The organism is Pseudomonas sp. PSE1(2024) (assembly GCF_050990555.1).
In the GTDB taxonomy this organism is placed as follows: Bacteria; Pseudomonadota; Gammaproteobacteria; order Pseudomonadales; family Pseudomonadaceae; genus Aquipseudomonas; species Aquipseudomonas aphyarum.
Map to the genome: position 1 here is coordinate 2353495 of NZ_CP158967.1, position 15314 is coordinate 2368808.

10 protein-coding genes are annotated in these 15314 nt (G+C 64.6%); 7 read left to right on the forward strand and 3 right to left on the reverse strand.

The window, feature by feature from the left end:
* Window positions 1-130: 130 nt before the first annotated feature.
* Entirely contained in the window at window positions 131-1030 is a 900-nt protein-coding gene (locus ABTV87_RS10690) for a LysR family transcriptional regulator (RefSeq protein WP_085607732.1), read from the forward strand.
* A 152-nt stretch (window positions 1031-1182) separates the two neighbouring features.
* Here the strand turns inward: ABTV87_RS10690 and ABTV87_RS10695 are convergent, their stop codons facing one another.
* The 3 genes from ABTV87_RS10695 to gspG form a co-directional block, all read right to left on the reverse strand.
* The gene (locus ABTV87_RS10695) at window positions 1183-1884 is read right to left on the reverse strand and encodes a hypothetical protein (RefSeq protein WP_433899452.1); all 702 of its coding nucleotides are present in this window, start codon (window positions 1882-1884) and stop codon (window positions 1183-1185) included.
* 79 nt (window positions 1885-1963) lie between these two features.
* Entirely contained in the window at window positions 1964-3151 is a 1188-nt protein-coding gene (locus ABTV87_RS10700) for a type II secretion system F family protein (protein ID WP_007956102.1), read from the reverse strand.
* A 14-nt stretch (window positions 3152-3165) separates the two neighbouring features.
* On the reverse strand, window positions 3166-3594 hold the full coding sequence (gspG, locus tag ABTV87_RS10705; protein ID WP_007956107.1) for a type II secretion system major pseudopilin GspG: 429 nt from the start codon (window positions 3592-3594) through the stop codon (window positions 3166-3168).
* Window positions 3595-3797: 203 nt separating this feature from the next.
* Between gspG and ABTV87_RS10710 the strand changes: the two genes are divergently transcribed.
* The 6 genes from ABTV87_RS10710 (at window position 3798) to ABTV87_RS10735 (ending at window position 15310) form a co-directional block, all read left to right on the forward strand.
* On the forward strand, window positions 3798-4409 hold the full coding sequence (locus ABTV87_RS10710; RefSeq protein WP_433899453.1) for a lytic transglycosylase domain-containing protein: 612 nt from the start codon (window positions 3798-3800) through the stop codon (window positions 4407-4409).
* Window positions 4410-4612: 203 nt separating this feature from the next.
* On the forward strand, window positions 4613-10453 hold the full coding sequence (gene mnxG, locus ABTV87_RS10715) for a manganese-oxidizing multicopper oxidase MnxG (protein ID WP_433899454.1): 5841 nt from the start codon (window positions 4613-4615) through the stop codon (window positions 10451-10453).
* 75 nt (window positions 10454-10528) lie between these two features.
* Window positions 10529-12451 (forward strand): cytochrome D1 domain-containing protein, encoded by a 1923-nt coding sequence (locus ABTV87_RS10720; protein WP_433899455.1) that lies wholly within the window; start codon window positions 10529-10531, stop codon window positions 12449-12451.
* A 13-nt stretch (window positions 12452-12464) separates the two neighbouring features.
* Entirely contained in the window at window positions 12465-13115 is a 651-nt protein-coding gene (locus ABTV87_RS10725; RefSeq protein ID WP_064595146.1) for an SCO family protein, read from the forward strand.
* Window positions 13112-13750 (forward strand): SCO family protein, encoded by a 639-nt coding sequence (locus ABTV87_RS10730; protein WP_179695655.1) that lies wholly within the window; start codon window positions 13112-13114, stop codon window positions 13748-13750. Before ABTV87_RS10725 ends, ABTV87_RS10730 begins: the two co-directional genes overlap by 4 nt.
* Window positions 13751-13759: 9 nt before the next feature.
* Complete coding sequence (locus ABTV87_RS10735) at window positions 13760-15310, forward strand: cytochrome c/ABC transporter substrate-binding protein (protein WP_433899456.1); 1551 nt, start codon at window positions 13760-13762, stop codon at window positions 15308-15310.
* Window positions 15311-15314 lie beyond the last annotated feature (4 nt).

Below are 15314 nucleotides of genomic sequence, written 5' to 3' on the forward strand. Positions count from 1 at the left end.
GTATGCCTTGGGATCGGGCTGCTGTGGCGCTGGGCTTCAGGCCTCAGCAACACCGTGAGCACAGATTAATGAGGTGCCGGAAAGTGAAAAAGCGGCTATAAAGCGTTTAACTGTCAACCAGAGAGTGACAATGAACCCGTTCGAAGACATGCGTATTTTTTGCCAGGTGATGGACTCCGGCAGCTTCACGGCGGCGGCCGATCAGTTGGGCCTGTCCAAGCAGTTCGTCAGCCGTCGGTTGATGCAACTGGAGGAGCGCCTCGGCGTGCGATTGCTCAACCGCTCGACCCGGCGCCTGGACGTGACGCCGCTGGGCCAGAGTTATTACGAATCGGCGCTGCGCTTGCTCGGTGAAGTGGAATCGGTAGAGCAGGGCATCGCCGGGCAGACCGCCGAGCCGCGCGGGGCGATTCGCGTGAGTGCGCCGCTGTCGTTTGCGCTGGCCCATCTGGGCTGCTTGCTGCCGCCGTTTCTGCAGCGTTATCGCGAGGTCACGGTGGAGGTGGACCTGAGCGACCGGCCGGTGGATCTGCTGGGCGAGGGTTACGACCTGGCGCTGCGCATCGGCGTGCTGGAGGACTCGACCCTGATCGCCCGACGCATTGCGTCAATCGAGCGGGTGTATTGCGCCAGTCCGGCGTATCTGGCCGAGCGCGGTACGCCGGTCAAACCGGAAGACCTGCTCGGTCACGACTGCCTGCCTTACGGCCATGGGCGTTCGGTGCAGTGGCGGTTCAACGCGGGGCAGGGCAAGCCGCTGCTGGTGAATGTCACCGGGCGGATGCGCGTCAACAACGGTGAGTTGCTGCGGGATGCGGCGGTGGCGGGGATGGGGATTACCTATCTGCCGACGTTCATTGTCGGCGCGGCGCTGAAGGATGGACGGCTGGTGCCGGTGCTGGACGAGTTTCGGCCGGAACCGCTGACGTTGTCGGCGGTGTATCCGCAGCATCGCCAGGCGTCGCGGCCGGTGCAGGCGTTGATCGAGTTTTTGCGGGAGCGGCTGGATAAGGCACAAGCGATTTTGTAGCCGCTCAAAGATTCAGTAGCCGATAACTGTGGGAGCGAGCTTGTTCCGGGCGGCGTTCCGACGAAAGCTTTCTGTCTGCCAGCGAAGAGGTTGTGTGTGCCGACGCCTTCGCGAGCAAGCTCGCTCCCACAGGTGGTGTGTTTCAACGTGAGTCAGTTGGCGCGCTTGTCATCGCCAGGCTCGCCGCCGACGTGAACACCGCGATCATCACCGGGTTCGCCCGCCGCATGCAGGCCTTTGTCATCACCGATTTCACCCGCGCGGTGGACACCACGGTCGTCGCCGATTTCGCCGGCCCGGTGGACACCACGGTCATCACCTATCTCGCCGGCACGATGCACTCCGCGGTCATCGCCGATTTCGCCTGCGCGATGGACGCCGTGATTGTCACCGGGTTCGGCATGGGTGCCGCTGCGACCGGACGAGGCACTGTCACCCGAGTGGCCCGAGCCGTGGTCACTGCCGCTGTGGCCACTGTTGCCACCGCCGCCACTGCCACTGTTGCCGCCACTGCCGCTGCCGCCGTGACCACCACCATTGCCACCGCTGCCGCCGCCACCTCCATTACCGCCACCACCACCTCCATTGCCGCCACCGCCGCCTCCATTGCCGCCACCGCCGCCTCCATTGCCGCCGCCACCACCTCCGTTGCCACCCCCGCCGTTACCGCCTCCGCCACCACCGTTGCCACCGCCGCCGCCTCCGCCACTACCTCCACCACCGCCGCCACCACCACTTCCCCCATCCTTGGCCTGAACACTCGACACCCCGGACAGGCTGTCCGGAATCAGTACGGTAGACGCCGACAGGACTGCGCCGATGGCCATTGCGAGCACGAGCTTTTTAATGTGCATATCGTTCTCCGTCTTTGTTGTCTTGATTGGGAACGTGGATGTGCCTTGTTTTTGCGTGTGATCCGACCCGTTCCCGAGGTCAGTGGATACTCGAAGCCAGTTCGAAGATCGGGATGTACATCAGGATCACGATCACCCCGATCAACAGGCCGATGAAGGTCATGAGCAGCGGTTCGAACAGACGCACGAACCACTCGATCCAGCGGCTGATTTCCTCGTCGTAGAAATCGGCGCTGCGTTCCATCATTTGCCCGAGGTTGCCGGACTGCTCGCCGGCGCGCAGCAGGCGCAGGGACACGGGCGTCACCAGACGGTTGAGCTCCAGCGCAGTGGACAGCGACTGCCCCTCGCGCACCCGCTCGCAGGCCTGATCCAGGCGGGCTCGCGAGGCTACCGTGAGCAGGCCGCGCACCATGCCCATGGCCGTCACCAGCGGAATCCCGCCTTGCAGCAGAATCCCGAGTGACCGGTAAAACCGCGCCAGCTCATACATGAAAATCCGCTGGTGCACGGCGGGCAGTTTCTCCACCAGCCGATCCAGCCCACGGCGAAACGCCGGTTGTTTCTGCAGCACGGCGAGGGCGATGACGATTGTCGCCAACAGGCCGAAAAACTCACCCTGATGGGCGTGCAGAAACATGCCGCTGCTCATCAGGATCTGCGACAGCCACGGCAGGTTCGAGCCCAGCCCTTCGAACACCAGGCTGAAGCGCGGCACTACGTAGCCCATCAAAAACAGCACCACGCCACCGCCGACTACCAGCAGCAACAGCGGGTAGATCGAGGCGCTGACGATCTTCTGCCGCACCTCGTCCATGCGCTGGCGATAGCTCACGTAACGGCCCAGCGCATCGCCGACCGCGCCGGTCTTCTCGCTGGACTGTACCAGCGCAACGTACAAGGGCGGGAAAACCGCCGACAACTGGCCCAGTGCCTGGGAGAAGGATTTGCCCTCGTACAGCAGTCGCACCAGCTCGCTCAAGGTTTTGCGGGCGGCGGGGGCGGTTTCTTTTTCGGCGAGGCTTTCCAGCGCATCGATCAGCGGCAGGCCGGCGTTGAGCAGGGTGGTCAGTTCCTGGCTGAACAACACCAGGTTGAAGGTTTCACGCTTGCTCAGGCGCAACGAACGCCAGTGCCTCTCGGCGTGCAGGCTGACCACGCGCAAGCCCTGATCCTCGGCGATGCGCCGCGCTTCGCTCTGACCCGGCGCCTCGACGCTCAGCGACACCACTCCGGCCTTGCCCACTGCTTTGAGTTGAAATCGCATGCCGTGTGCTCCGCTTATTGCCAGTTGGTGACTTCGGCGTTTTCGCCTTCGCCGCCAGGCTGGCCGTCCTTGCCCATCGAGAGCAGGTCGTACTCGCTGTTTTCGCCGGGATAGCGGTAGGTGTAGTTACGCCCCCACGGATCCTGCGGCAGTTTTTTCTGCAAGTACGGGCCGGTCCATTTGGCTTCGTCGCTCGGTGCGGTCACCAGCGCCTGCAAGCCCTGTTCGGTGGACGGGTAATGGCCGACTTCCAGCCGATACAGATCCAGTGCTTTGCTCAGGCCTTCGATCTGCGCCTTGGCGACCTTCACCTCGGAACGCCCCAGCTGGGCGAAATATTTGGGCGCGACGATCCCGGCCAACAGGCCGAGCACCACCAGCACCACGAGCAATTCGAGCAGGGTGAAACCGCGTTGGGCACGCGGACGAAAATGCAGCTTCATGATGACCTCCCGTGAGTGGCAGCCGTGTCGCCGAAAGGGCTTATGCAATTGCCATGCTCAGCCCCCGATAATTTCGACTGCCGGGCTGAAGCCCTTGTATTACGGGCTTTTCAAGAGTCGGCACAGTGCTTGCGTACGGCTGATTGACGACGGGTCAGTGGGGCATTTCCCCCAATTTTTCGGGGCCTGTCAGGGGAGGCCCAATGATCCATTCATTCACTGCAGGACTGCTCGGCTGCGTGCTGTTAAGCGGTGTCGCGCAAGCCGATGTCTTCGTTTCCGTGGACGCCAAGGGCAGCTACGTGCTGTCCAACGTCCACCGTCCCGGACGCACTTACGAGCGGGTGATCCGCGACGCCGATGCGCCGCTGGTCAGCCTTGACCGGCAACCGCAATTGATCGCCAACCAGCCCTACGCCGAGCTGGTGTCAGCCGCCGCCAGCGCCAATCAGCTGCCCGAAGCTTTGCTGCATGCGGTGATCAAGTCCGAATCCAATTACAACCCCGGCGCCACCTCGCCCAAGGGCGCCGGCGGGCTGATGCAGCTGATGCCCGGCACCGCGCGGGACATGGGCGTCACCGACGTCTACGACCCCAAGGCCAACATCCAGGGCGGGGCCAAGTACCTCAAGCGCCTGATGACGATGTTCGACAACGACATCGCCCTGGCCGTGGCCGCTTACAACGCCGGGCCCGACGCGGTGCTCAGCCGGGGCCGGGTGATCCCGCCGTTCGCCGAAACCCAGCGTTATGTCCCGAGCGTGTTGCGTCAGTACCGGCGCCTGCAGGGGCTGGCGGTGGATGCACCGTTGTAAAGGACGTCCCCGGTTTTCCCCACTATCGGGGCAAACCGATGGCCCCGGAAAAAGTGGGGAATCGGGTGGGGAATATCCCCCGGATTCTCAAATGGTTTGTGTAACTGGTTGAGATGGAAAGCAATTTTTTGTGGCACGCGGATTGCTCCAAGGGGTTTATCGAGAATCGTTCCCTGTGAGCACCCACTACGAGGTTTCTGATCATGGTCGGCCTTCATCACGCTCCGTCCCTTTTCAACCTGCTGGTGTTTGTCGCCTCGATGCTCAGCATCGAGGTCGCCAGCTCGGCCGTGCGCTGCGAGCGCAATCTGGTGGCCAATGTGGTCGCCTTCGATCAACCGCTGATGTTCAACCGCCTCGGTGCGCAGAACGTCAACGGGATGATGTTCGCGCTGCGCCGCGACGTGGTCGATGACCATGACGTCTCGCTGGCCTACGGCGGCAGCGCGGTGCCGGGCAAGGTCTCGCTGCGTGCCGACAAGCGCCCACGGCCATTGGTGCTGCGGGTCGCCGCGGGTGATTGCCTGACGATCAATCTGCAGAACCTGCTCGATTATCAGGCCAACCCCAACAAGCACTTCGAAGGGCCTGAAGGCGAAGAAGAAGGCGAGGAGGGCATCGAGAACGCCGGCGGCGCTGAAGACTTCAAGGTCGACGAACAGGTCGCCGACCGCCATGTCGGTTTCCAGGTGAACGGCCTGCAAGCGGTGAACAGCATCGACGACATTTCCTCCTACACCGGGCGCAACGCCAACACCCTGGTGCCGCCGGGTGCAAGCCGTTCGTACGTGCTGTACGCCGAGCGCGAAGGGGCGTTTGCCGTCAGCAGCCGTGGCGCGACATTCGGCGGGGAGGGCGCGGCCGGGAACGTCGCCAACGGCCTGTTCGGCCAGGTCGTGGTGGTGCCGAAATCGGGACGCACCTATCGCAACACCCTCACCGAAGAAGAAATGCGTCTGGCGACCACTGGCCGCACACCGGCCGGTCACCCCATCGTCGATTACCAGGCCCGCTACCCGCAACGCGAACCGTGGTTGCGTGAAGGCAAGGCCGGCACGCCGATCATCAGCATGGTCGACGGCAACGAAATCATCTCCAGCGAAAGCGACGCGATCGTCATGGGCAGCAACGCCGATGGCAGTTTTGCGAACAGTACCTATCCGCTGGAATCGGTGGGCAAGCGCAACCCGGCGATCCCCAACCGCCTCGAGCCGTTTCGCGATTTCGCCTCGCAGTTCCAGGACGAAACCGCCGCCACCCAGGCATTCCCCGCCTACTGGGCCGACCCGGTCATGGCCCATGTGCTGGAGCCGACCCGCGACTCGTTCATGATCAACTACGGTTCCGGCGGCATGGGCGCTGAAGTGGTCGCCAACCGCCTCGGCGTGGGGCCGATGCACGATTGCCTGTCGTGTGCCTACGAAGAATTCTTCCTCAGCTCGCACACCGTCGGCGACGTGGCGATGCTGGTGGACGTGCCGGCCAATACCGGGCTTGAGAACATCGCCCCCGGCCAGACACCGAGCGCCGATCAGGTCGGCGTCAAGGCCACCATGGCCCTGTATCCGTCGGAGCCTTCGAACGTCAACCACAGCTACATCGGTGACTTCGTCAAATTCCGCAACACCCACAACGGCCACGAGCAGCACATCTTCCACCTGCACGGCCATCAGTGGCTGTTCAACCCCAACGACGACAACTCCGATTACGTCGATGCCCAAGGCATTGGCCCAGGCGCCGGCTATACCTACGAAATCGCCAACGGCGGCTCCGGTAACCGCAACCGGGTGGCCGGCGATGCGATCTATCACTGCCACTTCTACCCGCATTTTGCCCAGGGCATGTGGTCGATGTGGCGGGTACACGATGTGTTCGAAGAAGGCACCCGGCTGGAAGTCTCGCAACAGGGCGCCGATGGTTATCACAGCGAACCTTACGCACTGCGCAGCGGTAAACCCGCCGCCGGTGCCCGCGCCTTGCCGGATGGCGAGATCATTGCCGGCACGCCGATTCCCGCCGTCGTGCCGCTGCCCGGCAAAGCCATGGCCCCGATGCCGGGCAAAGTGGTGGTGGTGCCGAAAATCGGCGAAACCCTGGTCGCCGGCCACGATGATGAGGAAGAAGAGGGCGATGACGACGGCGAACACCATGGCGGTAACGGTGGATCGCAAGCCATCGGTTCCCTGGCACTGGTCGATCGCAGCGAAGCCAACCGCAACGCCGATGGCAGCCTGAAAAACCCTGGCTATCCGTTCTGGATCGGCGGCATGGAAAGTTCGGTGGGTCAGCGTCCGCCAACCCCACCGCTGGACATGCTCGACGCCGCCACCGCGCAATCGTTGAAAGCCAGCGGCAAAGCGCTGTGGGCCAACCTCGATCCAAATCAGTCCGGCGGCTGGGACGGCGGCTTGCAGCGTCACACCCTCGACGGGGTGTCGGCCGGAGGCGCGGCGCACACCGTGACCACCTCGCTGGACTTCTCCAAGGAAGTCACCCGCGCCAAACCGATTTACCTGCCCGAAGAGGGCACTGAAGTGGAACAGGCCGCGATGGCGTTCCACGCGAAAAAGGATCACCCAAGTTTTGCCTTGCTGCCCGGCAACCAGATCGTGGCCAAGGCCTTCCGCACCAACGGCGCCTTGCCGATTGCCGGCGCGCCGTACTACGAACCGTGCATGGACGACCGGCAAAAACGCCTGACCAGCAGCGCCGGCACCGGTGAATTCGCCAGCGGCGACCGGCTGGACGGCATGTCCTTCGTCGGCGCCTCGACCTTCACCGCCGACCGGCCGCGGATCTACAAGGCCGCCAACATTCAGTTCGACGCGGTCTACAACAAGGTCGGCTATCACTTCCCGCAAGCCCGGATTCTGGCGTTGTGGGAAGACGCCTGGCCGGTGATCACCAAGCAGCGTCCGCCAGAGCCTCTGGTGATGCGCATGAACACCTTCGACTGCGTGCAATACCAGCAAACCAACCTGGTGCCTGCCACCTACGAGATGGATGACTATCAGGTGCGCACCCCGACCGACGTGATCGGCCAGCACATTCACCTGCCGAAGTGGGATCTGACAGCTGCCGACGGTTCTTCCAACGGCTGGAACTACGAGGACGGCGTACTCTCGCCAGGCGCTGTTCAGGAACGCATTCACGCGATCCGTGAATTCAACCAGTGCGAGGGCACCGACCCGCGCGACGGCACCCAGGCGTGCCCGAAAGCCAAGGCGCATCCGTTCTTCGGTCAGTTCGGGCGCAGTGACTGGATGGGCGCGCGCACGGCCATGCAACGCTGGTTCGTCGACCCGGTGGTCAACGCCAAGGGCGTGGACCGTGGGCTGGGCACCATCTTCACCCACGACCACCTCGGCCCATCGACTCACCAGCAGATCGGGCTGTATGCCACGGTGCTGGCGGAACCGGCCGGTTCCACCTGGTTCCACGCCGAAACCGGCGAACCTCTGTACAGCGGCGCGCGCCAGGACGGCGGGCCGACTTCGTGGCAGGCTGTGATCAACACCGGTGACCTCGACGGCGACGGCAAGAACGACAGCTTCCGTGAGTTCTTCCTTGAATACAGCGACTTCCAGCATGCCTATGAAGCCGGTGTGTACGTGGGCGCCGGCCCCAACGGCGTGCCTAATCCGCAAGCGTTCCCGGCTACCGCCGACAGCTTCCGCTACGCGATCAACCCGCCGGTTCGCAACAACGCCAGCACCCTGCTCGAAGGCGTGCTGGAAGTGCAGGGCGGTCAGGTGCCGGGTTGCCCGAGCCGGCCTTGCCCGCAAGCGATCTCCGTGGATGATCCTGGCATGTTCGTCGTCAACTATCGCAACGAGCCGCTGGCCCTGCGGGTCTATGACCCGAACAAGGTCGGCCCGGACGGCAAGCGCGGCATGCAGGCCGACGGCCTCGGCGGCGATCTGGCGTACGCCATGCAAAGCCGCACCGACCGCGCGATCCCGGCGATGAACCTGGCACCGAACCTGGTGACGGCCGCCACCGGCCCGACTGGCGGCACGACATTGTTCCCGCCGCACATCAACAAGGGCGGCAGCGAGCCGGGCGATCCGTTCACCCCGATGCTGCGCACCTACACCGGCGACAACGTGCGTCTGCGGGTGCATGCCGGCGGCCACGAGGAAGAGCACAACGTCACCCTGCACGGCGTGAAATGGCTTCAGAGCGGTTCCGGTTTCGGCAACAGCTCCAACTCGGGCTGGCGCGCCTCGCAGATGATCGGCATCTCCGAACAGATGGGCTTCATCGCACCTGTGTCGATGCTGTCCAGCTCTGCGGCGACCACCGGTGACTATCTGTACTCGATGGACGCTTCGATCGAAGGCTACTGGAGCGGGATCTGGGGCGTGATGCGCAACTACACGGCCAAACGCAATGACCTGTTCGCCATCCCGAACAACCCGAGTCCGGCCGGCATGCGCAATACCGTGGCGTTCGAAGGCAGTTGCCCACGGATCAGCGCCAACCCCAACGGCATCGGCACCCGGCCGACGGTGCAGCGCAACTATGAAGTGGTCGCCGCGCTGGCCAACGACATCCTCGGCAATCCGCTGGGCCTGAGCATCGGCGATTCGGCCGGGCTCGGTCAGCATGTCGGCGGGCCGCTGAATCCGGCGGGCGGCACCCTGGTGCTGAACTCGCGCACGGTCAGCATTCCGCAGGTCACGGTCACTGATCCTGAGGACGGCGAGACCATCACCATTGGTGGCCAGAGCGGGCCGCTGCATGATCCGACGGCGATCCTGTACGTGCGCAAATCCGACCTCGATCCGGTCAGCGGCAAGCTCAAACCCGGCATTCCGGTCGAACCGCTGGTGCTGCGCGCAGCGGCCGGGGACTGCATCAACATCACCCTGGAAAACCGTCTGCCGAGCGTGATGCCGGACCTGACCCAGACGGCAGTGATGCAAGGCATGGTCAAGCGCGACCGCAACAGCGGCCTGGGCTCGACCACCTTCAGCAACAACCTGATGCGGCCGTCCAGCCACGTGGGGCTGCACGCCCAACTGCTGGCCTACGACATCACCAAATCCGACGGCACCAACGTCGGCGCCAACCCGACCCAGACCGTGCCACCACGGGTTGGCAGCAGCGGCGCCTACCCGACCCGTACCTATCAGTACTACGCCGGGCACCTGGAGCGTGAAGGCAAACCGGTCACGCAACTGGGCCGCAGTGTCGACAACATCAACGCCACGGCCGTGGAGTTTGGTGGCCTGAACTTCACCCCGGCGGATGTGATCAAGCAACCGCAAAAAGGCCTGGGTGGTGCGATGAGCATCCTGCCGATCGGCGCGACCTGGGTCGACGATGCGCGCAAGGTCAACGCCACGGTCACCGCACCGGGGCAGACGACTTACCGCGACTTCGCGATGGTCTGGCACAAGGCGCTGAACACCCGCTGGGCCAATGGCCGGCCGGTCGAAGGCATCGCTGCGGAGGGCTTCGGCGTGCCGACCGATCCGCAGGACAACTCGAGCATGGCGATCAACTACAAGACCGAACCGCTGTGGTATCGCTTCGGCCTCGCCCCGGATGCGCCGTTCGGTCGTGCCGATGGCGCGGGTTACGGCGACATGACCAACGCGCACATGGCCTACAGCAATGCGCTGGTGGGAGGCGATCCGCAGACGCCGGTGCTGTATGCCAAACCGGGTCAGCCATTCCGTACGCACATCCTGATGCCGAGCGGCGGCAGTCGCGGCACGACGTTCCAGCTTGACGGGCACGTCTGGTCGCTCAACCCGTTCCAGGCCGAGAAGAGCGACACCGGCGGCTACCCGATGGGTACGCCGGGCGTGGGTTCGGTGCGCTTCGGCTACAACCCGATGTCGATGTACATCGGCGCTCACGAAAGCATCCTGCCGGCGGCGCACTTCAGCTTCATGATCCCGAGCGCCGGGGGCAGCAACGCGATACCGGGGGACTACCTGTTCCGCGATTACGCCGCCTATGGCAACACCTCGGGACTGTGGGGATTGCTGCGGGTGACCAATGAGCCGGAGCCGGCGCCGCCTGCTCAGTAGGTGCCAATGCGCGACCTGTGGGAACCGGTGAACCCGCTCCCACAGGTGGGCACAGGATTTGTAGGGGAGAGCGACATGAACAGGATCATCAACATCATCGGCGTCTGCCTGCTGGCGATGGCCGGCGCGCTGCTCACGCTGAGCGAGATTGCCCTGGCGCAAACCGGCGCCGGGCAGGTGCTGACCCGCGACGGCGTGTCGATCGCCTTCGATCTGAAGCCGCTGGCCAGCGACGGCCAGTTGCGTGAGGGCGAGTTCGCCGACGTGCAGTTTCGCGTCACCGACGGTGCGTCCGGCCAGCCGTTGTCCGGTGTGGCGCCGGGGGCGTGGATCGATCCGCAAGCCGTCGCCGCCGACCAGGCCCAGGGCCGTGACCAGAGCTGCAAGTCGCGGGTCGGTACGTTCCTCAAATCCAACATCGGCGCGCGGCCACTGCTCGACCTCAACAGCTATTTCCTGCTGGTGATGAACCGCGATGCCAGCGTTTCGGTGGTCGATCCGTCAGTGTCGGTCGGCGGTATCACCAGCACCCTGGCGCGGATCGAACTCAAGCAATCGCCGATGGACTGGGTCACGCCCAAGGACAATAAGAAGGTCTTCGTGTCGATGCCGACGGCGGGGGAAGTGGCGGTGATCGACAGCGAGCAATTCAAGGTCATCGACTCGGTGGCCGCCGGCAGCCAACCGGTGCGGGTCGCGCTGCAACCGGACGAGCGCCTGCTGTGGGTCGGCAACAACGCGAGCAAGGCTGAAGAATCCGGGGTCACGGTGATCGACACCCAGAGCCTCAAACCGCTCAAACACCTGGCAACCGGGCGCGGCCACCACGAAATCACGTTCAGCAAGGACAGCCGTTTCGCCTTCGTCAGCAACCGCGACGACGGCACCCTTAGCGTTATCGACATCGCCAGCCTGAGCCTGCTGCAACAGGTCAAGACCGGTTCCAGCCCGTTGTCGGTAGCGTATTCGCCGCTGTCCGGCGCGGTGTACGTGGCCGATGGCAAGGACGGCACCGTCACGGTGATCGACAGCAACAGCCGCGCCGTACGCCGGGTGATCAAGCTGCAACAGGGCCTCGGCCCGATGGGCTTTAGCGCCGACGGCCGTTTTGGTGTGGTGCTGAACACGGTGGAAAACCGCGCCACGGTCATCGATGCGGCCAACGATTCGGCGATCCATGATCTGGAGGTTTCAGCCGAACCCTATCAAGTGGTGTTCACCCAGGCCTATGCCTACGTGCGCGGACTGGCTTCGCCGAAAGTCACCATGATCAACCTGTCTTCGCTGGGCGAAGGGCGTCAGCCGATTACTCAAGGTTTTGAAGCCGGGCCGCAACCGCCACGGCTGGCCGGCGATCTGCCGCTGGCGTCGAGCCTCGCGGTATCGCGCGATGACAACGCGGTGTTCGTGGTCAACCCGGTGGACAACACCACCTATTTCTACGCCGAAGGCATGAACGCGCCGATGTCCGGTTATCCCAACCGCGGGCAGATCGCCCGCGCTGCGCTGGTGATCGACCGCAGCCTGCGCGAAGTCTCGCCGGGGCTCTACAGCGCCCGGGTCAAGCTGCCGGCGGCGGGGCGCTTCGACGTGGCGTTCCTGCTCAACCAGCCGAACATCATTCATTGCTTCAGCGCCCAGGTGGCGTCCGACGGCGCGCCGGAAAAACACCTGGGGGCGGCAAAAGTCGAGTTCCTGCTGGACAAGACCGCCGTGGCCCTCAACGACCCGTACGTGGTGCGCTTTCGCATCGTCCAGGGCAAACAGAAGATCCAGCGCAGCGGCGTGACCGACGTGCAGTTGCGCTACTTCCTTGCGCCGACCTCGCGCCCCCGCGAAGTGGCCGCACGGGAAGTCGCCGATGGCGTGTACGAAGCGCCGGTGACCCTCGACCGCAGCGGCGCCTGGTACCTGCATGTGCGCGCGGCCTCGCTGGGCGCCGGTTTCGACGACAAGACATTTGCCAGTGTCCGGGTGCTGCCCGGCCAGACTCAGTGACGAGGAAAAGACCATGAATCGATTTGCATCCCGTGGCCTGTTGACCCTGTGCCTGTTGGCCGTCGGTATCCAGCAGGCCAGCGCCCACTCGGCGGACGAGCATGCCGGGCACACCGCACCGGCCGCCAACAGCCAGGAGCACGCCCAGGTCAAGTTCGCCGACGTGCCGCTGCTCGACCAGAACGGCAAGACCGTGCACCTGGAACAGGATCTGGTGCACAACAAGATCGTCGTCATGAGTTTCATCTACACCAGCTGCACCACGGTCTGCCCGGTGGTCTCGTCGATCATGGGCAAGGTGCAGAAACAGCTCGGTGCCCGGGTTGGCACCGAGGTGCAACTGGTGTCGATCAGCATCGACCCGCAGCGCGACGACCCGAAACGCTTGCAGGATTACGCCCGCACCTTCCAGAAAGGCCCGGGCTGGAGCTGGCTCACCGGTTCGCCGCAATCGATCACCGCCACCCTCAAGGGCCTCGGCAGTTTCAGCGGCGACTTCAAGAATCACCAGCCGCTGATCCTCGTCGGTGACGGCAACAGTCGCCACTGGACGCGTTATTACGGCTTCACCGACCCGGCATTGCTGGCCAAAGAGGTCGAGAAACTCAGCGGCCTGCGTACCCACGCCAAACACACCGCGATTGCCATGGAGCAACAACCATGAGAACCCTGGACTGGATCACCCTGACGGTTTGTTTCTGGATTTTCAGCGCCATGGCCCTGGCTCACGAAGGCCACGAACAACCGGCACCGGCACCAGCAACGACAACCACCAGCGCTGCGCCCGCACCGGCCAAAGGCACCCACGACGCGAAAACCTGGTTCACCGACACCCCGTTGCTCGACCAGCACGGCGACGTCCAGCGTTTCTACAGCGATGCGCTGCACAACCGCGTGGTGCTGCTCAACGTGATCTTCACCAGTTGCAACGACGCCTGCCCGCTGATCACCCGCAAGCTCAAGGAAGTCCGCGAGCTGCTGGGCGACAAGGCCGACGGCATCACCTTCATTTCCCTTACCAGTGATCCGCTGCGCGACACGCCGGCGGTGCTCAAGGCTTACACCTTGAAGCAGGGTGCCGATGACCCTCACTGGCTTTTCCTTACCGGCGACAAGGCGCAGATGGACCTGGTGCTGGGCCGCATCGGCCAGATCGTGCCGACGCCCGAGCAGCACTCGACCCAGTTGATCGTCGGCGATGTGGCCAACAAACGCTGGAGCAAAATCCGTCCCGACGCCCCGGCCGCCGCCATTGCCCAGCGCTTGCAGCTGCTGACAATGCCCGTGGCCGGCCGCTGAGTCCGCGCCATGAACCTCGGCCGCGTCCTCGCCCTGATCCTGCTCGCTGGCGTCAGCCTCGGCGCAGCCGCGTTGCCGCTGACTGATGAAGAAAGCGCCGGCAAGCGCCTGTACCGCGAAGGCCTGTCCGCCAGCGGCGAGCCGATCATGGCGCGGGTCGGCGCGGCGGATGTGTTGCTGCCGGCCACCAGCCTGCCGTGCGCCAACTGCCACGGCGCCGATGGCCTTGGACGGCCCGAAGGCGGGGTGCGTCCGCCGCAGCTCAACTGGTCGCGGCTGACCAGCATCCATGGGCAGCAACAGGTCAACGGCCGCAACTATCCGGCCTACACCGAAAGCAGTCTGGCGCGGGTGATCCAGCAGGGGCGCGACCCCGGCAACAATCGCCTCGACCCGAGCATGCCGCGCTTCCTGCTGTCGATGAAGGATCAGCGCAACCTCACCGCGTACCTCAAACGCCTGGCCGATGACCGCGATCCGGGGCTCGATGACCAGACCTTGCACCTGGGCACCTTGTTGCCCAGCCAGGGGCCGCTGGCCGAGGAGGGCGCCACCATCGCGGCGGTGCTCAACGGCAGCGTTGCGCGGATCAATCAGGCCGGCGGCATTCACGGCCGGCAGTTGCGCCTGACTGTGGCCGATCCCGGCCCGGATCGCGCCAGCGCCGAACAGGCCCTGCAACGGTTGATCGAGGAAGAGAAAGTCTTCGCCCTGATTGCACCGCTGGCCCCGGCGCTGGACAGCGAACTGGCGCCGCGCCTGGAGCAGTCCGGCGTGCCGCTGATCGGGGCCATGTCGCTGCTCGGCCCGGTGCAGGCCAGCCCGCAGATTTTCGAACCGCTGCCGGGCCTGCGCGAGCAACTGATCGCGCTGGCCGACTACGCCACCGCCAGTTTGCGGGTGCTGCAAGGGCCGACGCTGATTGCCTATCCCGATGACCCGGCCCAGGTGCTGGCGGCACAGACCCTTGGCCGCTATCTGCAGGATCACGGCTGGCAAAAAGTCCATTTGCAGGCCTACGACCCGACGGCGGACAGCTTGCCGCTGGGCTCGCGCTCGGTGTTCTACCTGGGCAGCGGTGGTGGTTTCAGTCGGCTGGCGGCCGGATTGCAGAATGCCGGGCAGGTGCCGTACCTGTTTGCTGCGTCGAGCCAGGTGGCGGGGGATCTGCTGCAAGTGCCGGAGGGCTTTTCCCGGCGGGTGTTTCTGGCGTATCCGTTCGTGCCCAGCGACTGGACCCAGGCCGGGCGCATGGCGCTGACGCTGTTGCGCGAACACCAGGGCCTCGGCGCCCAGCACGCGGTGCTGCAAGTCGGCGCCTACGCCTCGATGCTGTTGTTCAGCGAAGGCATGAAGCAGGCGGGCCGCGACGCCAGCCGCGAAAAACTGGTGGCGGCGCTCGAAGGCCTGCACGACTTCGACACCGGCCTGACCCCGCGCCTGAGCTTCGGTCCCGGCCGACGATTGGGCCTGAGCGGGGCGCACGTGGTCACCGTTGACTTGCCCGACCAGCGTTTTTATCTGGTCGCTCCCTACAAACCGATTATTGCCACGCCCTGACCGG